Genomic DNA, 20,047 nt, shown 5'->3' on the forward strand with positions numbered 1-20,047 from the left:
GTTTATGCTGTCCCGGCCTGCTGCGCGTCCAGACGACGCAGATATTCCCAGGTAAAAATCCCGGTGCTGTGGCCATCGCTGAAATGAATTTGAATGGCATAGTTTCCAACCGGCAGCACATCGACAATACTCACGTCTTCCTTGCCGGTGATCACCCGGGCTTCATCCGGGGTGTGACCCTTGCATTCCGCGCAGGGGCACTCCACCCGCAAATGTTCAAAACTGAGAACACTGGTATGACCGTCTGCCCAGTCAATTTCCATCTTCCGACTGATCATCAAGGGGCGAATTTCCAGGGGCTGGGTGTGCGTGTCGGACATGAGAAACCTCGTAAAGGAGCGGACTGGTCAGCAATAAACCTCTAGGGTACAATTCACGCCCTCTAAAGGGAATGCCCACAAGGATGATGGTATGAAGATTTCGGCCTTTGATATTCGCCCCGGCAATATTCTGGAACATGAAAAAGGGCTTTGGCGTGTACTCAAAACGGATTTTGTGAAGCCTGGCAAAGGCGGGGCCTTCGTTCAGGTCGAAATGAAAAACATCGAAACAGGAACCAAATCCAATACCCGTTTCCGCTCGGGTGAAACCATGGAAAAAGCCGTTGTGGAAGCCCGAACCATGCAATATTTGTATGCCGATAGCACCGGTTATGTATTCATGGATAACGAAAGCTTTGAACAATCCATTCTCAGCGAAGATCTGCTGGAAGGTCAGACCGGGTATTTATTGCCCAATACGGAAATTCAGGTCAATTTGCATAATGATCGCCCCATTGGGGTGGAATTACCTTCGGTGGTCGTTCTTGAAGTGACCGAAGCCGATCCGGCCATCAAAGGACAGACAGCAACCGGCTCCTACAAATCAGCGCGCATGGAAACTGGCATTACGGTGATGGTGCCCCAGTTTGTGAATTCCGGGGAGAAAATCCGGGTAAATACTACTGATGGGACGTATATAGACCGGGCCTGAATGAAAAAGCCGCCTGAGCAAAACAGGTTAGGCGGCTTGTTCAGGATTTTTCCGTTGCCGGAATCACCCAGACAAAAATTTCGCCTTTACTGACCATCCCCAAATGGCGGCGCGCCAACTCTTCTACGGCGCGATCTCCGCTTTGCAGGCTGACCACCTTGGCTTCCAGATGATCATTGCGCGCTTCCAGCTTTTTCAAAACTACTTCCTTGCTCTCCAGCTTGTGATGTAATTCACCCACATTTAACCAGCTGCCCGTTCCAAACCACAGCGGGTATTGCAAAGCACACAAAGCGGCGAGCAACATGAAATCAACCAGGCGCATTTCTGATTTTGCCGTATTCACTTTGGCTTTGAACTGCGCCCAATCAAACATATCGAAATAATCTCCGGGAAATGCAAGCGCCTTTGCAAACGCTCTATAGTATCTACCTTTTAGTCGAGATTATAAAAAGTTGCAAGTCCTGGATAACGCGCAACCTCACCCAATTCTTCTTCAATACGCAAAAGACGATTATATTTGGCCACCCGATCGGTGCGTGACAAAGAACCGGTTTTAATTTGTCCACAACCCGTAGCCACCGCCACATCTGCCAGGGTTGTGTCCTCCGTTTCACCCGAACGATGCGACACAATGGCGGTATAACAATGGGTTTTGGCCATTTCAATGGCCGCCAGAGTTTCTGATAAGGTCCCGATCTGATTGAGTTTAATTAAAATACTATTACCCACACCGCGCTCAATACCTTCACGCAGAATGGCGGTGTTTGTCACAAAAATATCATCGCCCACCAGTTGCAGACGGTCGCCCAAACGATCTGTCAGGGTAATCCACCCTTCCCAGTCATTCTGGTCCATACCATCTTCAATGCTGATCAAGGGATAACGATCAGCCAGAGCAGCCAGATAATCCACAAATTCCGCACTGCTTAATTCACGTTTTTCGCTGGCCAGATGATAACGGCCATCCCGATAAAATTCGCTGGAGGCCACATCCATACCCAGCCAAATGTCCTTACCCGGTTGATAACCGGCCTGGGTAATGGCATCCATCAGCAGTTCCAGAGCCGCTTCGTTGGAAGGAAGGTTCGGGGCGAAACCCCCTTCATCGCCTACCGTTGTCGCCAATCCTTTCTTCTGCAAGACCCCTTTCAGGCTGTGAAACACTTCCACACCCATCTGCAAGGCTTCCGAAAACGATTCCGCACCCGCAGGAATCAGCATGAATTCCTGCATATCCACATCATTATCGGCATGGGCACCACCGTTAATGACATTCATCATGGGTACCGGCAACTGCACCGGACCCAGACCACCAATATAACGATAGAGCGGCTGTCCGGCGGCATGAGCGGCGGCATGGGCAGCGGCCAGGGAAACGCTCAAAATGGCGTTAGCCCCCAGACGGGACTTGTTTTCAGTACCGTCCAGGGCGCACATGGCAGCATCCAGATGCTCCTGGTCTTCCGCTTCCATCCCCAACAGGGCATCCTGAATTTCACCATTTACATGCTCTACCGCCTTGCGTACGCCCTTGCCACCATAACGTGAGCCACCGTCCCGCAATTCCATGGCCTCCCGCTCACCCGTCGATGCGCCACTGGGGACAATGGCGCGTCCCATGGCCCCATTTTCCAGATGAACTTCGGCTTCTACAGTAGGATTACCACGTGAATCCAGTACTTCACGACCTTGAATGCGGACAATGGCGTTCATATTAAATCCTCAGGATGATTTTCAGGAAAATCTTGGGCTTTGACCAACTGGTCGATGTGTTGAAGGGTGCGCAGCAAGCTTTCCAGCCGACCCAGTGGCCAGGCATTGGGACCATCGGACAGAGCTTCGGCAGGACGTGGGTGGGTTTCCATAAACAGACCGGACACCCCCGCAGCTACGGCGGATCTGGCCAGTACCGGCACAAACTCCCGCTGCCCGCCGGAACGATCCCCCTGCCCTCCCGGCAGTTGCACGGAATGCGTGGCATCAAAAACAACCGGGCAGTTAGTCTGGCGCATCACTGCCAGGGAGCGCATATCCGAAACCAGATTATTGTATCCGAAAGAAGCGCCCCGCTCGCAGACCATAATCTGGGCATTACCCGTCGCCTTGGCTTTTGCGGCAACATGAAGCATGTCCCAGGGTGCCAGAAACTGGCCTTTTTTAATATTGACCGGCTTTCCGGCTGCAGCCACGGCCTGAATAAAATCGGTCTGACGACATAAAAAAGCGGGAGTCTGGAGGACATCTACGACCTCGGCAACCGCCTTTACATGCTCTTTTTCGTGGACATCGGTAATGACCGGCACGCCCAACTCCCGGCGCACTTTTTCGAGAATCCGCAACCCTTCATCCATGCCGGGACCGCGAAAACTGGTGCCCGAAGAACGATTCGCCTTGTCATAAGAGCTTTTGTAAATAAAGGGAATATTCAGGCGATGACAGATGTCCCGGAGCGTTTCCGCTGTCTGCAAGGCCAGCTTTTCACTTTCTATGGCACAAGGGCCCGCAATCAGAAAGAAAGGACGATCCAGCCCGACCTCAAAACCGCAGAGATTCATGTCTGTTTCTCCCGCTGGGTAACCGCAGCCGCCATGAAGGCATCAAAAAGCGGATGGCCCTGACGCGGGTTACTGGTAAATTCAGGGTGAAACTGACAACCCAGAAACCAGGGATGATCCCGCAATTCCACCACCTCGACCAAAGCACTATCCGCCGAAAAGCCGGTATACTGCAAACCGGCCGCTGCCAAAGGCGCCCGATAGCGGTTATTGAATTCAAAACGGTGGCGATGGCGCTCATAAATGGCGGTTTGGGCATAGGCTTTAGCGACCAGACTGTCCGGCTGCAAGGTACATTCCTGCTCACCGAGACGCATGGTTCCCCCCAGATTACCGCCCTCTTCCCGATAAGCCGTATTACCTTCAGGATCAGACCATTCGGTCATCAGGGTAATTACCGGATCCGGCGTTTCCGGGTCCAGCTCGGAACTGTTGGCATTGACCAGCCCGGCACAATGGCGGGCAAATTCCACTACGGCCAACTGCATACCCAGACAAATTCCCAGATAGGGCACTTTATTTTCTCGGGCATAACGAATTGCGGTAATTTTCCCCTCTGTACCACGCCCGCCAAATCCACCAGGTACCAGGACTGCATCAGCTTCAGCCAGCATGCCCGTACCCCGGGATTCAATATCTTCGGCATCTACATAGAGAAAATGCACCTTGCGCCGGGCCCGCAATCCCGCATGTAACAGGGCTTCCGCCAGCGACTTGTAAGACTCGGTCAGCCCTACATATTTACCGACCAGGGCAATGACGATATCCCCTTCGGGATTTTCCAGGGCATGAATAATCCCCTGCCATGCGCCGAGATCCGGCGCCGGAGCCTGCAGGCCGAGGTCCTGCAATACCAGATCATCCAGGCCCTGGTCATGGAAAAGTAGCGGCAGACGGTAAATACTGTCTGTATCAATGGCTGAAATAACGGCTTTTTCAGTGAGATTGGAAAACAGGGCGATTTTGGCACGATGGTCTTCCGGGATCGGGCGGTCTGCCCGACACAACAGAACATCGGGTTGAATACCAATAGCGCGCAGCTCGCGCACTGAATGCTGGGTCGGCTTGGTTTTCATTTCACCAGCCGAGGGCAGATAGGGTACCAGGGTCAGATGCATGAACAGGGTATTGCCGCGCCCCTCTTCCACGGCCATCTGGCGGATGGCTTCCAGAAACGGTTGCGATTCAATGTCACCCACTGTTCCACCGATTTCCACCAAAGCCACATCCGCATCACTGGCACCAATACGAATCCGGCGTTTAATTTCGTCGGTCACATGGGGAATCACCTGCACGGTGCGGCCCAGATAATCACCACGACGTTCTTTTTCAATCACTGTCTGATAAACCAGCCCGGTCGTGAAATTATTGCGCTTGGTCATGCGCGTCGAAATGAAACGCTCGTAGTGACCGAGATCCAGATCAGTTTCCGCACCGTCTGCGGTGACAAACACTTCGCCATGCTGAAAAGGACTCATGGTACCCGGATCTACGTTAATATAAGGGTCCAGCTTCATCATGGTTACTTTAAGTCCGCGCGCCTCCAACAACGCGGCAAGAGCCGCGCCGGCGGCGCCCTTGCCCAACGAAGAAACCACACCACCAGTAACGAAAATGTATTTGCTCATAGGTCTCGACGTGCACGCGCTTGATGCTGTGCATGGTAGCCAATTCGGACCTAAGGCACAACGCGAACAATAAACAGGAAGGGAGAAACAGGAGGGTCTGGTAACCGGGCCCGCTGTAGCAGACCCGGTAGATACATTTTTCGGACCCCTTGTTACAGGGTAGCCATATCAATGACAAAACGGTATTTAACGTCGCTTTTCAGCATCCGTTCATAGGCCGTGTTGATGTAGTCCATGGGAATTATTTCAATGTCCGAACCTATTCCGTGTTCTGCACAGAAATCGAGCATTTCCTGGGTTTCCCGAATACCACCGATGAGCGAGCCCGCCAGCTGACGACGTTTGAATATCAGGTTAAAAACTTCCGGAGAAGGATGTGGCTCGGCGGGAACACCCACCAGCGTCATGGTGCCATCCCGCTTCAACAGGCTCAGGAAGGCATCCAGATTGTGGGAAGCGGCCACCGTATTGAGGATAAAATCAAAACTGTTGGCCTGCTCAGCCATCTGCTTGGGATCCGTGGAAATGCAGACCTCATCCGCGCCCAGACGTTTACCATCTTCGATTTTACCGGGCGAGGTCGTAAATAAAACGACATGAGCCCCCATCGCATGAGCCAGCTTGACGCCCATATGACCCAATCCACCCAAACCGACAATACCCACTTTTTTACCCGGTCCAACCTGCCAATGACGTAACGGCGAGTAAGTGGTGATGCCCGCACAAAGCAACGGAGCCACACTGGCCAGACTTTTCTCGTCATGGCGGACTTTTAATACAAAAGACTCCTTGACGACCACACTTTGAGAATAACCCCCAAAAGTATTCTCCCCGCCAAACACCGGGCCATTGTACGTACCGGTAAAACCATTCTCGCAATATTGTTCTTCACCCTCGTCACAGGAGCTGCAATGTCCGCAACTGTCCACCATACAACCCACGCCTGCAAAATCACCTACTTTGAAATTTTTGACCTGATCACCGACAGCCACCACCCTGCCGACAATTTCATGACCAGGCACTGAGGGATAAATGGTGTTTTTCCACTCATTACGGGCTGTGTGCAAATCAGAATGGCAGACACCGCAGTAAAGAATCTCAATTTTGACATCATCCGGACCAGGCTGACGTCTTTCAATCTCATGCGGGGCTAAAGGGCTGGTGGATGATTGGGCTGCATAGGCTTTCGTCATAATATCTCCTTAAATCACTTATCGTGTGTACTTAACTGCCATCTGCCGACAAAGGCAGATGGCCCGTCTTGACCAGAATCAGACAACCTTCCTTGCTGAAAGGCTGGTGGGCACTCCAATGGGGACTCCGCATCCAGGTTCCGGCGGGGTATTCGCCGTGCTCATCGGCAAATATACCTTCCAAAACCAGTATTTCTTCACCGCCATAATGACGGTGTGCCTGAAAATAAGTTTCCGGCTGCCAGCGCACCAGCGCGGTATGCTCTCCCTCAAAGTCAGCCAGAGGGAGTACCGTAAGGCCATCTACCAGACCGGATGACCAACGCGCCTGGGCCAGGTTGACACGTACCGGTTGCAGATCCCGAGGATTGAAGTGGCGCAACTTCACAAAGAGGATGCAGCCCTCATCTGAATAAGGGGCATGGGCAGAACCAGGAGGATTACGCAAATAAGTCCCGGGACCATAACTTCCTGTCTCATCGCAAAACGTCCCAGTCAGAACAAAAATTTCTTCACCCAGAGGGTGTTGGTGTTCTGGAAAATGGGCACCGGGAACATAACGTACCACGGAAGTCGCACGGGCCGCTTCCTCCCCGTCCCGCTCCAGCAAACGACGCTGAACGCCCTCTGCCGGAGAACCCTGCCAGGGTAAGTCCGGGGTGTAAATGACCACCATTTTGGACCAATCGGTATTGAGCTGCATCACTATCTCCTGTTATTACATACCGTCTGGTTGGTATAAATTTTAGGAAATAGCGACCCAAACGTCAAGTCGCCAACGGCATTAGACCAGAGGCAACCACCAGGCCAGCATCAACAGAGTCAAAAACAATACGGGTGGAGTGATGAGCAGACCGGTTTTCATATATTGCCCCCATCCCACGGTGACGCCCTTACGGCTGAGCACATGCAACCAGAGCAAGGTGGCCAGACTGCCGATGGGCGTAAACTTCGGCCCCAGATCGCAACCGATGATGTTGGCATAAATCATGATTTCACGGAGCATGGGATCCGCCGTGGCAGGCAGATGATGAATAGCCAGCGCACCCACCAGCACAGCGGGCATATTGTTCATGATCGAAGACAGCAGCGCGGCCATGAAGCCGGTGCCCAGCGCCGCCACTACCGGACCATGGCTGGCAAAATCATGGAGTGCTATGGTCACAAAACGGATCAGTCCGGCATTGCGTAAACCATAAACCACCAGATACATGCCCAGACTGAACACCACAATGGCCCAGGGAGCGCCGCGCAACACCTTGCGCACCGGAATCTGTGCATCGCGACCACCCTGCAACCAGCGACCAGCCAAAGCCAACATGATCAAGGCCCCGGTTCCGGTGACTACCGACACGGGTACATTCCAGTGCGCCGTCACAAAATAGGCTACCAACAATAAGATAAGCACTGGAAAACTGGCACGAAACACCAGATGATCTTTAATGACCGTCGCCGGATCCGGCAAATGCGCCGTAGGATAACTGCCTGGCAAACTGCGTCGGAAATACAGCCAGAGAACCGCCAAAGTGGAAAGCAATGCCACAATATCAACGGGCACCATGACGGTCGCATATTGTGAAAAGGAAATATTAAAATAGTTGGCGCTGACAATGTTCACCAGATTGGAAATCATCAACGGCAAACTGGTGGTATCGGCGACAAAGCCAGTAGCAATAATAAAAGCAAAAGTCGCTGTGGGTGAAAAATCCAGACGGAGCAAAATGGCCATCACAATGGGCGTCAACAAAAGAGCGGCGCCATCATTGGCAAAAACCGCAGCAATACAAGCACCCAACAAGACAATCAGGACAAAGAGCAAGCGACCGCGTCCCCCGCCCCAACGCGCTACATGCAGGGCTGCCCAGTGGAAAAATCCGGCCTCGTCCAGAATCAGGGAAATGATAATCAGGGCTACAAAGGTGAAGGTAGCATCCCAGACGATGTGCCAGACAATAGGAATATCGCTCCAGGTAATAACGCCCGTTGCCAAGGCAACGACCGCCCCGCCCATGGCACTCCAGCCTATGCTCAGGCCTTTGGGCTGCCAGATGACCAAAATCAGGGTAACGAGAAAAATGACTACGGCCAGCATGGGGCTATACTCCAGACGATTGGAAAGTGACATCAGTCTTGACGAGGCGTTGATACTTGTCAATACTACAAGAAATGTTCGCGGGTAGAATGATGGAAATTTCAAAAGAAACGGAAAATGTTGTTCAGCAACTGGAGTCGCTAGCCTCTCCCGTGCGCCTGGAAATTTTTCGCTTGCTCGTTGAACAGGAGCCCACAGGACTGGTTTCCGGTGATATTGCCGAACATCTGGACCAACCCCACAATGGTATCTCCTTTCATCTGAAAAGCCTTCAACATGCCGGTCTGGTTACGGTGCAACGCGAGGGTCGTTATCAACGCTATCGGGCTGACATGAGCGTAGTTCGGGCATTAGTCGCCTATCTGACAGAAAATTGCTGTCGTGGTACCCGGAATTGTTCTTTACCCCAACCTACAGATCTGCCACTTGACGAGGAAGCACTGAATGAAAACTCCTGAAATCCTGTTTCTTTGCACCGGAAATTCCTGTCGTTCCATTCTCGCCGAAGTCACCATGAACGGACTGGCCGATTCACGTCTGCACGCGACCAGTGCCGGAAGCCATCCTGCGGGTTATGTTCATCCGCGTTCGATACAGCTTCTCCAGCAGGAGGGGTTTGCCACGGAAGGCCTGAGCAGCAAATCCTGGGATGAACTGAAAACCACGCCGGACATTGTCATTACCGTTTGTGCCAGTGCTGCTGGCGAGGCCTGCCCCGCCTACCTCGGACCCGCCATACGCGCGCATTGGGGGGTGGAAGATCCGGCCAAGGCCACCGGCAGCGAAGCAGAAATTGATGCGGCTTTTCAAACAGCATACCGTATTCTCCGGCACCGCATTGAAGCCTTGCTGAAATTGCCTGTTGCTGAATGGCTCGAAAAAGATCCCGCTCAGTTAAGGCAGGAACTGAATCGCATTGGCAGCATGGAACCCTGAGCGTATGGATACAACCAATCAGAACCCGGTGATGATTCCGGATGCCCAGGAATTTCATCTCAGTTTCCGGGTCAGCAACCTAGCCGAAAGCACTCGTTTTTACGAGCACTTTCTGGGGGTCGCGCCCAAACAGAGCACGGCACGCTTCAGCACTTTTATCGTCCCGCATTTGTGCCTGAATCTCGTTATTCTGGTGAATGACCGGGGAGAAGCGCTGGACACTTACAGCCTTTACCATGTGGGGCTGGGTGTGAAAGACCGGGCGGCAGTCATCGAAAGCTATCATCGCGCCATGGCGGCAGGTGCCGAAATTGTTAAACCGCCCCGCACCACCTGGCGCGGTACGCCTCTACATGAACTTTGGCTGCGGGATCCTACGGGCTACAACATTGAAGTGTACGCCCGCCTGACTGATGCCGAACTGGCAGAAATGCCCGCTGATCAGGAGTCGTTTTTCCTGGTAGCGGGTACTGAACCGAAAGAAAACGCCTGATTTATCATGAAGCTAAAAACGGCAGTTGCCGTGGGTGCTTTGCAGCGACTTTTGTTTTGAGCCGTCGTTGTTCTTGGCGAAATCCAGCGCCCGTCAGGAGATCTGTTTGAGCCCGCAGGGCGAGTTCTCTCCTGACAGCAGGATGAGCCCTAGAACAACAGGCGAGGAACAACGGAGCAAAAAACACCCACGGCAACTGCCGTTTTTTGGATGAATGATCTAACCGGTCTGGTATTAGTCTTCTAACAAAGACACTTCCAGATCGGTACCCAACAGACGGGTTTCCAGTTTTTTTATTTCGTCCCGCAATGCTGCCGCCTGCTCAAATTCCAGGTTGCGCGCATGGCGGAACATTTCCTCTTCCAGCTCCTTGATTTTTTTGGCAACGGCTTTGGGGTCATTGAGCAGACGATAAGCGCTGTTTTTCTCTGCCACCTTCGCTGCAGGTTGCGCGTTACGCCGATACACGCCCTCAATAATATCCGCCACGGGTTTCACTATACCCTTGGGGGTAATATGGTGGATCGCATTAAAATGCACCTGCTTTTCGCGGCGGCGATCTGTCTCTGCCATGGCCGCCGTCATGGATTTGGTGATCTGATCCGCATACAAAATCGCTCGACCGTGCAAATTCCGGGCTGCGCGGCCAATGGTCTGAATCAACGAGCGCTCCGAGCGCAGAAAGCCCTCCTTGTCTGCATCCAGAATCGCCACTAACGCCACTTCGGGCATATCCAGCCCCTCACGCAGCAGGTTAATGCCAATCAGCACATCAAAAACGCCTGCGCGTAAATCCCGAATAATTTCCACCCGTTCAACTGTTTCAATATCTGAATGCAAGTAGCGGCATTTGATACCCAGATCATGCAGATAATCGGTCAAGTCTTCTGCCATACGCTTGGTCAGGGTGGTAACCAGAATGCGCCAGCCACTGCGGATGACTACATGGATTTCACTAATCAAGTCATCGACCTGGCCTTTTGCCGGGCGTACCTCCACGAGCGGGTCCACTAATCCGGTAGGCCGCACCACCTGCTCGACAATCTGCCCGGAGTGCTCCATTTCATAGGGTCCGGGAGTTGCCGAAATCATGATGGTCTGGGGCATGAGTGCTTCAAACTCAGGAAACATCAGGGGTCTATTATCCAGCGCAGAAGGCAGGCGAAAGCCATATTCCACCAGAGTTTCCTTGCGGGAGCGATCCCCCTTGTACACCCCCCCGAACTGGGGCACGGTGACGTGAGATTCATCAATAAACAGTAAAGCATTGGGTGGCAGGTAATCCATCAAGGTAGGCGGTGCCTGCCCGGCGCTTCTTCCCGATAAATAACGGGAATAGTTTTCGATACCCGAGCAATATCCCAACTCTGCCATCATCTCCAAATCAAAACGGGTGCGTTGTTCCAAACGTTGGGCTTCTACCAGTTTGTTGGCCTTGCGGAGATCTTCAAGACGCTGCCGTAATTCATCCTTGATACTGTCCAGCGCTTCCAGAATTTTCTCTCTGGGGGTTACATAATGGCTTTTGGGATAAATGGTATAGCGCGGCAAACGCACAATGGTTTTCCCCGTGAGCGGATCAAAAAGCGAAACCCGTTCAATTTCCTCCCCGAATAATTCCACCCGCACGGCTTCGTCTTCACTTTCTGCGGGCCAGATATCAATCACATCACCGTTAACCCGAAAGTTACCGCGTTTCAGTTCCAATTGGTTACGGGTGTACTGCATTTCTGCCAGCCGCTGAAGAATCGCACGCTGATCCATGACGTCGGATTCGCGCAAATGCAAAATCATGCCATGATATGAAGCGGGATCACCCAGTCCGTATATGGCGGAGACCGTCGCCACAATAATGACGTCAGGCCTTTCGAGCAGAGCTTTCGTCGCGGAAAGGCGCATCTGTTCAATATGGTCATTAATGGAAGCATCTTTTTCAATAAAAGTATCCGAAGACGGGACATAGGCCTCCGGCTGATAATAATCGTAATAACTGACAAAATACTCGACGGCGTTATGCGGAAAAAAACTGCGCATTTCTGCATAGAGCTGCGCCGCCAGCGTCTTGTTGGGGGCCATGATAATGGCTGGGCGCTGGGTCGTGGCAATGACATTGGCAACTGTAAAGGTCTTCCCGGAACCGGTTACCCCCAGAAGCGTCTGGAAAAATTCTCCGTCCGTCAGCCCCTGGACCAGCTGACGAATCGCCTCCGGCTGATCGCCCTGGGGCGAAAAGCGGCTTTCCAGAATAAGGCTTTTGTCCATTGGCCACTCCACGAGTTACGTTTGGTTTACTTCAATGCAGATCTACGCCCTTCCCTGATCACGATGCCTACTTTACAATATATCGGCTTGTACAAACATCCGTTGTTCGTTCATGCGCCTGTAGCTCAACTGGATAGAGCAACGGCCTTCTAAGCCGTAGGTCAGGGGTTCGAGTCCCTTCAGGCGCACCAATAAAGTCAATCAAAAAGCATTTTCAGGAGCTAATCTTTTTTCTTGCCCATATTGCACAGCCATTAAAATGGCAAAAGGAATTGCCTGACCCTCCAGCCAGATAAATGTATCTGCAAAGCTACCCAGCACAAACCATAACCAGGTAACCACCTGCACATAGCGCAGCAGTGGATCACTATGGCGCCATGCCCGGATCCCCAAATAGCCTATCAAAATAACCAGCGGAATAAATCCAAACAAACCCAACTCTGATAAATAGGCCAAAAATGAATTATTAGGACCGATCATGCTATCCACAACAGGAGGCAATTTAGGCTCCAGACCTCTTCTTGCCAGATCATAATAGGACGTTCTGAACTGTCCTGCGCCCACTCCAAAAAAAGGATGTTCAGCAAACATCTGTATAGCTGAGTGTGCATAGACCAGACGTAAACCAACACTGGTAATCACCCAGCCATTAAAAAACAGATAAACATCGTACACAGCCTGAATCCAGCGACTACGCAAAACCGGGGAAAGCAAGGCAATGCCCGCAAGAACAAAACCGGCTACTGTTCCGGCAACCCGATAGCGCGGAAACATCCACAATAAAACCAGCAAAGCCAATATAAAATATACCGCCTGCCCCGTTCTGCCAATCGTAAACATCAACTGCCAGAGCAATAATATAAATATGCCAAGAGCAATGCGTGGGCTCCAGAACAAAGTTTTTTCCGTGATGGCAAACATCAACAGCAACAACCCTGAGGCCAGCATCATACTGAAAGTAATATGGGTTTGTGCTAGACCAATTGGCCCCTGCCCAAGGAGATCCCGGAAGTGCCAACCCAGTACTTGCAATATACCTATCAATCCATTGGTGGTCAGCGCGACAATAAAAGATCGCAACAGGTAAACATAGTCTTTCTTCTGCCAGGGCATTACCGCCACCAGGGGCAAAAACCATAAATACCAAATATGTCTTACTGGCTCGTAATCATTCGCAGCCAAATGATAACGAAACAAATCATACATATTGATAATGAAAATAATAGCTATCGTCAAAACAAAAATGTTTGGCCGCAATTGTCGCCAATATCCCGACCATAAGAACGTAATCAAAAAAATTATGGCTGCATATTTGGTGAGCGAAATGGCCAAAGGAATGGTTAGAAATAACAACCATAATGCCATGAACGGGACTTTTTCACGACACCAAAGAACTGTTTTCGCTCCCATCTAAACACTTCCCTGTGGTGATATAAAAATCAACTCAAGACGAATGGCTTCCACGGCGTCTTTTTAAACGCCGGCTGCGGATCTGCCAAAGGGTCAGCACCAAACCCACTGCCACGTATATAATCCCGGCAAAGAAAAGCACCAAAGGCGGATGTACGGCGATCAGGGCAACCACCAAAACGACAATAATAGCCAGTGCAAAAGGAACACGCCCGTGCAGGTCAAAGTCTTTGAAACTGCGAAAACGGACATTACTGACCATCAGCAGCCCCAGAACATAGACCAACCCCAAGGCGATATATTCACTGATTTGGGTCAGCCAGGGATACCCCTCGCCAACCGCCACCCAGACCAGACTGGCCAGAACGGCTGCCGCAGTGGGGATAGGCAAGCCCTGAAAGTAGCGTTTTGAAGTGCTGTGCACCTGGGTATTAAAACGCGCCAGACGCAAGGCTCCACAAGCCGTATAAACAAAAGCACCCAACCAGCCGAACTTGCCGAAATCTTGAAGCCCCCAAAGCAGTACCAGAATAGCTGGAGCCAATCCAAAGGCGATTACATCGGCCAGTGAATCATATTCTGCACCAAAAGCACTTTCCGTATGCGTCATGCGGGCAACTCTGCCATCAAGACCGTCAAGAATCATGGCGATGAATATGACGATTGCGGCGGTACGATAATGGCCATGAATAGACGCAACAATGGAATAAAAACCGGCAAAAAGACTGGCTGTCGTAAACAAATTGGGGAGTACATAAACGCCCCGCCGGGGATACCGGGGATTCATGATATGGATCCAGGCAAAGTAGCCAGACACTGCGCGCCGGAACGCACCCTCTCACCAATCCGCACCTGAACTTCCGTGTCCAGTGGTAAATAGGTATCGACCCGCGATCCAAAACGAATAAAACCAAAACGCTGTCCACTGGCCACGTCATGATCGTTACGGACATAGCAGACAATGCGCCGGGCCACCAGACCCGCCACCTGCACAACGGTGACGTCATGCCCTCCGGAAGTTTTCACCCAAATCGCATTCCGTTCATTTTCCACTGAGGCTTTGTCCAGGGCGGCATTAAAAAACCTGCCCGGGAAATACCAGACATTTTGTATATGTCCACTGACCGGCATGCGATTGACGTGTACATCAAACACATTCATAAAAATACTGATTTTAAGCGCGGGCCGCGACAGGTAAGGATCATCGACCTGCTCAATGGCAATCACCCGACCATCCGCTGGACAAAGGACAGACCGAGAGGACAAATCCGGTAAGGGCCGACGAGGATCCCGAAAAAACTGCAGACTGAACAAAAACAACAGATAAAAAAACGCCGAGAGGAGCAACCACCAACCTGTCAAAAAAATCTGCAAGACAACGGCGATAATCAGAAAGGCGAGCAGAAAAGGCCAGCCTTCACGCGCCAGAACAGGATATGGATAGTCAGTTTTCATGGGCGGAGCGTATCAGGACCGGAGCCATGAGAAAAGGGCGAACACCCAAGGCTCTGGCCCAAGAGGAATTCACCCTTTTTCAAAAGTGCAAACAAATTTAGTTGCGTGAACGATCCACAATCCGGTTCTGACCAATCCAGGTCATCATGGACCGCAGCTTGTTACCCACCACTTCAATAGGATGCTCGGCACCTATCCGGCGCATGGCCTGCATGGTCGCCTTGCCAGCCTGATTTTCCAGAATGAATTCCCTGGCGAACTGACCCGTCTGGATTTCAGTGAGAATTTTCTTCATCTCGGCCTTGGTCTCGGCATTCACCACACGCGGGCCACGGGTAAGATCCCCATATTCTGCCGTGTTGGAGATGGAGTAACGCATGTTGGCAATACCCCCCTCGTACATCAGATCGACAATCAGCTTCAGCTCGTGCATACACTCAAAATAGGCCATTTCCGGCGCATACCCTGCTTCGACCAGCGTTTCAAAACCGGCCTGTACCAGGGCCGTGGCGCCGCCGCAGAGTACCGCCTGCTCACCAAACAAATCGGTTTCGGTTTCTTCACGGAAGGACGTTTCGATGACCCCGGCACGAGTACCACCATTGGCCTTGGCATAAGCCAGAGCAATATTGGTGGCATTGCCACTGGCGTCCTGATGCACGGCAATCAGACTGGGCACCCCACCTCCCTGGGTGTAAGTGGAACGGACCAGATGGCCGGGCCCCTTGGGCGCCACCAGAAAGCAGTCCAGATCAGCGCGGGGATGAATCTGACCGAAATGCACGTTAAAACCATGGGCAAAAACCAGTGCCGCACCCTGTTTGATTTTGGGCGCAATTTCATCACGGTACAAAGCGGCCTGGCCTTCATCCGGCGTCAGAATCATGACCACATCAGCGCTGGCCACTGCGTCACCGACTTCTTTCACTTCCAGACCGGACTTGACGGCCTTGTCCCATGAAGCAGAGTCCTTGCGCAGACCGACCACTACGGAAACCCCGGAATCCTTGAGGTTCAGAGCATGGGCATGCCCCTGTGAGCCGTAACCAATGATGGCTACTTTCTTTTTCTGGATGAGAGCCAAATCAGCATCGTTATCGTAGTAAACTTTCATGTAAACCTCTGCGTATGTACCAAAAATGAATAATAATCAGGAAAAATTCAGATGGCCTTGGCCCCGCGACTGATGGCGCTGGCACCACTGCGCACCACCTCAATGACCATGCCCGGGTCCAGCGCATGAATAAAGGCATCCAGCTTGTCACCAGGACCCGTGAGTTCAATGGTGTAAGAACGATCAGTGACGTCAATGATCCGCCCCCGGAAAATATCCGAAAGCCGCTTCACCTCTTCACGATCAGGGCCGACAGCGTGAACCTTGATCAGCATCAGCTCACGCTCAATGTGCGGCCCTTCGCTGAGATCATGCACGCGAATCACTTCAATCAGCTTGTTCAACTGTTTGAGTACCTGCTCCATGATTTCTTCGGAACCGCTGGTGGCCACAGTCATGCGCGAGATGCTGGCATCATGGGTTGGCGCTACCGTCATGGCCTCAATGTTATAACCCCGCGCCGAAAATAAACCTGCCACCCGCGACAAGGCACCCGCTTCGTTTTCCAATAAAATAGAAATGATATGGCGCATGCTTACACCAGGATCATTTCAGAAAGTGCCGCACCAGCAGGCACCATGGGATAAACATTCTCCTTGGCATCCACGCGGAAATCCATGAATACCATACGATCCTTGAGAAGTAAGGCTTCGCGGATGACTGGCTCGACGTCAGCGGGAGTATCCGCACGCAAACCAATATGCCCATAGGCTTCAGCCAGTTTCACGAAATCCGGCAAGGCATCCACATAGCTCATGGCATAACGATCTTCATAAAAGAATTCCTGCCACTGGCGGACCATACCGAGATAATGATTATTCAGGCAGGCCACCTTGAGGGGCAACTTGTATTGCTGACAGGTAGATAATTCCTGAATATTCATCTGGATACTGCCATCACCGGTAATACAGACCACCGTAGCATCGGGCTCAGCCACCTGCGCTCCCATGGCTGCAGGCAAGCCAAAACCCATCGTTCCCAAACCACCACTATTCACCCAGCGACGGGGTTTATCAAAACCATAAAACTGGGCAGCCCACATCTGATGCTGTCCCACATCAGAAGTCACAATGGCATCTCCGCCAGTCAGTTCAAACAGTTTTTGTACCACAAACTGCGGCTTGATGATCTGCTCATCCTGCTGGTAATGGAGACAATCGCGCTTGCGCCATTCCGCAATCTGCGCCCACCAGGCCTGCATGGCATGGGGGTCGTTCAGTGCATCCAATTCACCAAGTACCTGATTCATTTCCGTCAGGACCTGCTGGAGATCACCAACAATCGGCACATCCACCCGGACATTTTTGGAAATGGAGGAAGGATCCACATCCACATGCACAATTTTGGCATGCGGCGCGAACTTGGCGAGATTACCGGTAACCCGGTCATCAAAACGTGCGCCCAACGCCACCAGCACATCACAATGCTGTACCGCCATGTTGGCTTCATAAGTGCCATGCATACCCAACATGCCTACAAACTGGGGGTCAGAAGCAGGGTAAGCGCCCAGGCCCATCAGGGTATGGGTAATGGGCACATTCAGGCTCCGGACCAGCTTGCGGAGCTCTTCAGAAGCATTCCCCAATATCACCCCGCCACCGGTATAAAACATCGGACGCTGGGCACTGGCAATCATCTGCATGGCCTTGCGCACCTGCCCGGGATGTCCCTTGACTGTCGGCTTGTAGGATCGCAAGGAAATCTTGTCCGGATAGTGATAGGCAAACTGATGGCTGGTCACATCCTTGGGAATGTCCACCAGCACCGGGCCAGGTCTGCCGGTTGCCGCCAGATAAAAAGCGGCCTTCAAGGTACTAGCCAGATCCTTGATGTCCTTGACAAGGAAATTGTGCTTGGTACAAGGCCGGGTAATACCCACCGTATCCACTTCCTGAAAGGCATCATTACCAATCAGCGCAACGGGAACCTGTCCACTGATCACCACCAGAGGGACGGAGTCCATGTAGGCCGTGGCGATGCCGGTAACGGCGTTGGTGGCACCCGGACCACTGGTCACCAGCGCCACGCCCACCTTGCCGGTCACCCGGGAATAAGCATCAGCAGCGTGCACAGCCGCCTGCTCATGGCGTACCAGTACATGCTGCACGGCTTCCTGCTTATCCAGGGCATCGTAAATGTAAAGAACAGCACCACCGGGATAACCAAAAACGAATTCCACACCTTCATCACGCAGGGCGCGCACCACAATCTCGGCACCGGTCAAGGTTTCGGATTCAGTTTTTGGGCTCAGGCGCTCATGGGTGGTGGTCGGGGACGTCATCGTCGTACTCCTCAGGGAATAAAGTATCAGCGCAAAAAACTAGACAGTTTTCCCATGCAGGTCAAATAAAAATGCCTTGGCGTACTTTGCCCGCCATCTATAGCCCGCCATTAGTAATGCTTATGTAAATTTTCCATGTAATCGCGGGCCTTGGCGACCAGGTTTTCCGGCAGGCCGCGTTTGGCGGCAATCACCAGTCCCAGCGAACGGCCAGGCACACCAATCTCCAGCTCGTAGGTAGGCTCCAGCCGTTCATGATCAAAACGCATGGAAGCATTACGCAGACAGGCATGGCTTTCAGCAAAGGATTTGAGAGGGGTCAAATGGGTCGTCACCATGCCGCGCACCCCCCGCTCGGCCAGGTGGTCCAGTACCGCCATGGCCAGGGCGGCGCCCTCTTCCGGGTCGGTACCAGTACCCAATTCATCCAGTAAAATCAGGGTATGATCATCGGCGTCGGCAAGAAGACGTTTGAGCACTTCCACATGCCCGGAATAGGTGGAAAGCTGAAAAGCCACACTTTGCGGATCGCCCATATCGACAAAAATCCGGGTGAAGTTACCGACCACAGCCCGTCCCGCCACCGGAACATGCAGTCCGCAATGGGCCATTACGGTCAGCAGGCCCACGGTTTTCAGTGAAACACTTTTCCCGCCCGTATTAGGTCCGGTCACTACCAGAATCGGACAATCGGGATTTATATGTACCGTCAGCGGCTTGGGTTGCGGGCCGCGCTTTTCAGCGTAGGCCAGGATCAGTTGCGGGTGATAGGCCTCTTCCAGAATCAATACCGGTTCATCCACCATTTCTGCCGCCTTGGCCTGTAAATGAATGGATAATTGCGCACCAGCAATGGCCAGATCCAGCCAGGTCAGCGATTCCACCAAGTGCTGCAGGGCACTGAGCCGTTCCCTGCCTTCATCACTGAGCGCACGCAGAATGGCCTGATTTTCCTGCTCAATACTCCCGGCGATTTTCTCCAGCCGATTATTGCTGGCCACCAGTTCCATAGGCTCTACCAGATAACCATGACCACCCGGACCAGTACCCCGCCGCACGCCGCGAATCTGATCCGTAGCGCCATCGGGCAGATGTACGCAGGCACGCTGCCCGGACCAGTGCAATTTGGCACCCGGAGTGCCCAGGTGGGACTGCATGGACCTCTGAATCTGATCGCGTTCGGTTTTGAGTTCGGCATGCAATTGGCGCAGCGCGGCGTTACCATCTTCGCGGACGCTGCCGTTGGGCATCAACACGGCGTCAATTTTGGGAAGGAGATCGGCGGCTGCATCCAGACGTTCCGGCCCGGTTGGCAACAAGGTAGGTCGCTTTTCAGCAAAAGGACGCAATTCCTTGCCCACGCGCAACACCAGCGCCAGGTTGCGGAAAGCGGTTCCTGCCAGTGCTGCACCAGGACTGGCAACCTGGCGGATAGCAGCACGAATATCCGGTAATTCCGGAACCACCGGTCCTTCGCCGGACTCCAGACCAAAGCGCGCCGCCGTAATGGCATCCTGTAACTGCCGGGCGACACCGACACTGGGGGCAGGCCCCAAATTACGGGCCGCATCGGCACCAAAAGGGGTCGCACACAATTTTTCCAGTAATCGGCGAATCCCCTCGAATTCCAGGGGTTTCAGGTCGGCTTCCATG

General features: G+C 52.6%; 20 protein-coding genes and 1 tRNA gene. 5 read left to right on the forward strand and 16 right to left on the reverse strand.

Annotation, left to right across the window (positions count from 1 at the left end):
• Positions 1-2: 2 nt before the first annotated feature.
• On the reverse strand, positions 3-320 hold the full coding sequence (locus GCD22_RS13770; protein ID WP_010642194.1) for a gamma-butyrobetaine hydroxylase family protein: 318 nt from the start codon (positions 318-320) through the stop codon (positions 3-5).
• A 91-nt stretch (positions 321-411) separates the two neighbouring features.
• Here GCD22_RS13770 and efp point away from each other — a divergent pair, with 91 nt between their 5' ends.
• The gene (gene efp / locus GCD22_RS13775) at positions 412-972 is read left to right on the forward strand and encodes an elongation factor P (protein ID WP_010642195.1); all 561 of its coding nucleotides are present in this window, start codon (positions 412-414) and stop codon (positions 970-972) included.
• Positions 973-1,012: 40 nt separating this feature from the next.
• Here the strand turns inward: efp and GCD22_RS13780 are convergent, their stop codons facing one another.
• The 7 genes from GCD22_RS13780 to GCD22_RS13810 form a co-directional block, all read right to left on the reverse strand.
• Positions 1,013-1,348 (reverse strand): FtsB family cell division protein, encoded by a 336-nt coding sequence (locus GCD22_RS13780; RefSeq protein ID WP_010642198.1) that lies wholly within the window; start codon positions 1,346-1,348, stop codon positions 1,013-1,015.
• A 59-nt stretch (positions 1,349-1,407) separates the two neighbouring features.
• Positions 1,408-2,688, reverse strand: coding sequence for a phosphopyruvate hydratase (gene eno / locus GCD22_RS13785; protein WP_031574247.1), 1,281 nt, complete (start codon positions 2,686-2,688; stop codon positions 1,408-1,410).
• Positions 2,685-3,530, reverse strand: coding sequence for a 3-deoxy-8-phosphooctulonate synthase (kdsA, locus tag GCD22_RS13790; RefSeq protein WP_081577199.1), 846 nt, complete (start codon positions 3,528-3,530; stop codon positions 2,685-2,687). Before kdsA ends, eno begins: the two co-directional genes overlap by 4 nt.
• Positions 3,527-5,158, reverse strand: coding sequence for a CTP synthase (locus GCD22_RS13795; protein ID WP_153940842.1), 1,632 nt, complete (start codon positions 5,156-5,158; stop codon positions 3,527-3,529). Before GCD22_RS13795 ends, kdsA begins: the two co-directional genes overlap by 4 nt.
• 152 nt (positions 5,159-5,310) lie before the next feature.
• Entirely contained in the window at positions 5,311-6,351 is a 1,041-nt protein-coding gene (locus GCD22_RS13800; RefSeq protein ID WP_010642205.1) for an NAD(P)-dependent alcohol dehydrogenase, read from the reverse strand.
• 31 nt (positions 6,352-6,382) lie between these two features.
• A complete protein-coding gene (locus GCD22_RS13805; protein WP_081577197.1) occupies positions 6,383-7,054 on the reverse strand; it encodes a cupin domain-containing protein in 672 nt (223 codons plus the stop codon).
• Positions 7,055-7,135: 81 nt separating this feature from the next.
• Positions 7,136-8,443 (reverse strand): arsenic transporter, encoded by a 1,308-nt coding sequence (locus tag GCD22_RS13810; RefSeq protein WP_153940843.1) that lies wholly within the window; start codon positions 8,441-8,443, stop codon positions 7,136-7,138.
• Between the two features lie 89 nt (positions 8,444-8,532).
• On the opposite strand from GCD22_RS13810, the gene GCD22_RS13815 reads away from it, so the two are divergent.
• Genes GCD22_RS13815 through GCD22_RS13825 form a run of 3 tightly spaced genes read left to right on the forward strand, consistent with a single transcriptional unit; the run spans position 8,533 to position 9,872 of the window.
• Entirely contained in the window at positions 8,533-8,901 is a 369-nt protein-coding gene (locus GCD22_RS13815) for an ArsR/SmtB family transcription factor (protein ID WP_244947535.1), read from the forward strand.
• Positions 8,888-9,379 carry an arsenate reductase ArsC gene (locus GCD22_RS13820; protein ID WP_010640437.1) on the forward strand — a complete coding sequence of 164 codons (492 nt, stop codon included), beginning with the start codon at positions 8,888-8,890 and terminating at the stop codon, positions 9,377-9,379. Before GCD22_RS13815 ends, GCD22_RS13820 begins: the two co-directional genes overlap by 14 nt.
• A gap of 4 nt (positions 9,380-9,383) precedes the next feature.
• Positions 9,384-9,872, forward strand: coding sequence for a VOC family protein (locus tag GCD22_RS13825; protein WP_081577194.1), 489 nt, complete (start codon positions 9,384-9,386; stop codon positions 9,870-9,872).
• Between the two features lie 234 nt (positions 9,873-10,106).
• Here GCD22_RS13825 and uvrB read toward each other — a convergent pair whose 3' ends face one another.
• Entirely contained in the window at positions 10,107-12,134 is a 2,028-nt protein-coding gene (gene uvrB, locus GCD22_RS13830) for an excinuclease ABC subunit UvrB (RefSeq protein ID WP_081577193.1), read from the reverse strand.
• Between the two features lie 114 nt (positions 12,135-12,248).
• Here uvrB and GCD22_RS13835 point away from each other — a divergent pair.
• Positions 12,249-12,325, forward strand: a tRNA-Arg gene (locus GCD22_RS13835).
• 10 nt (positions 12,326-12,335) lie between these two features.
• On the opposite strand, the gene GCD22_RS13840 is transcribed toward GCD22_RS13835, so the two are convergent.
• The 7 genes from GCD22_RS13840 to GCD22_RS13870 all read right to left on the reverse strand — a co-directional run bounded on the left by GCD22_RS13840 (position 12,336) and on the right by GCD22_RS13870 (position 20,046).
• Positions 12,336-13,544: an O-antigen ligase family protein gene (locus GCD22_RS13840; RefSeq protein ID WP_031574540.1), complete on the reverse strand. Its 1,209-nt coding sequence runs from the start codon at positions 13,542-13,544 to the stop codon at positions 12,336-12,338.
• A 34-nt stretch (positions 13,545-13,578) separates the two neighbouring features.
• The gene (gene pssA / locus GCD22_RS13845) at positions 13,579-14,331 is read right to left on the reverse strand and encodes a CDP-diacylglycerol--serine O-phosphatidyltransferase (protein ID WP_024893872.1); all 753 of its coding nucleotides are present in this window, start codon (positions 14,329-14,331) and stop codon (positions 13,579-13,581) included.
• Positions 14,328-14,999, reverse strand: coding sequence for a phosphatidylserine decarboxylase (locus GCD22_RS13850; protein ID WP_024893871.1), 672 nt, complete (start codon positions 14,997-14,999; stop codon positions 14,328-14,330). Before GCD22_RS13850 ends, pssA begins: the two co-directional genes overlap by 4 nt.
• Positions 15,000-15,096: 97 nt before the next feature.
• Positions 15,097-16,113 carry a ketol-acid reductoisomerase gene (ilvC, locus tag GCD22_RS13855; protein ID WP_031574534.1) on the reverse strand — a complete coding sequence of 339 codons (1,017 nt, stop codon included), beginning with the start codon at positions 16,111-16,113 and terminating at the stop codon, positions 15,097-15,099.
• 47 nt (positions 16,114-16,160) lie between these two features.
• Positions 16,161-16,646, reverse strand: coding sequence for an acetolactate synthase small subunit (gene ilvN / locus GCD22_RS13860; RefSeq protein WP_010642225.1), 486 nt, complete (start codon positions 16,644-16,646; stop codon positions 16,161-16,163).
• Positions 16,647-16,648: 2 nt separating this feature from the next.
• Positions 16,649-18,394 carry a biosynthetic-type acetolactate synthase large subunit gene (ilvB, locus tag GCD22_RS13865; RefSeq protein WP_051690716.1) on the reverse strand — a complete coding sequence of 582 codons (1,746 nt, stop codon included), beginning with the start codon at positions 18,392-18,394 and terminating at the stop codon, positions 16,649-16,651.
• A 110-nt stretch (positions 18,395-18,504) separates the two neighbouring features.
• Positions 18,505-20,046 carry an endonuclease MutS2 gene (locus tag GCD22_RS13870; RefSeq protein WP_031574528.1) on the reverse strand — a complete coding sequence of 514 codons (1,542 nt, stop codon included), beginning with the start codon at positions 20,044-20,046 and terminating at the stop codon, positions 18,505-18,507.
• Position 20,047 lies beyond the last annotated feature (1 nt).

It is taken from the genome of Acidithiobacillus thiooxidans ATCC 19377, assembly GCF_009662475.1.
In the GTDB taxonomy this organism is placed as follows: Bacteria; Pseudomonadota; Gammaproteobacteria; order Acidithiobacillales; family Acidithiobacillaceae; genus Acidithiobacillus; species Acidithiobacillus thiooxidans.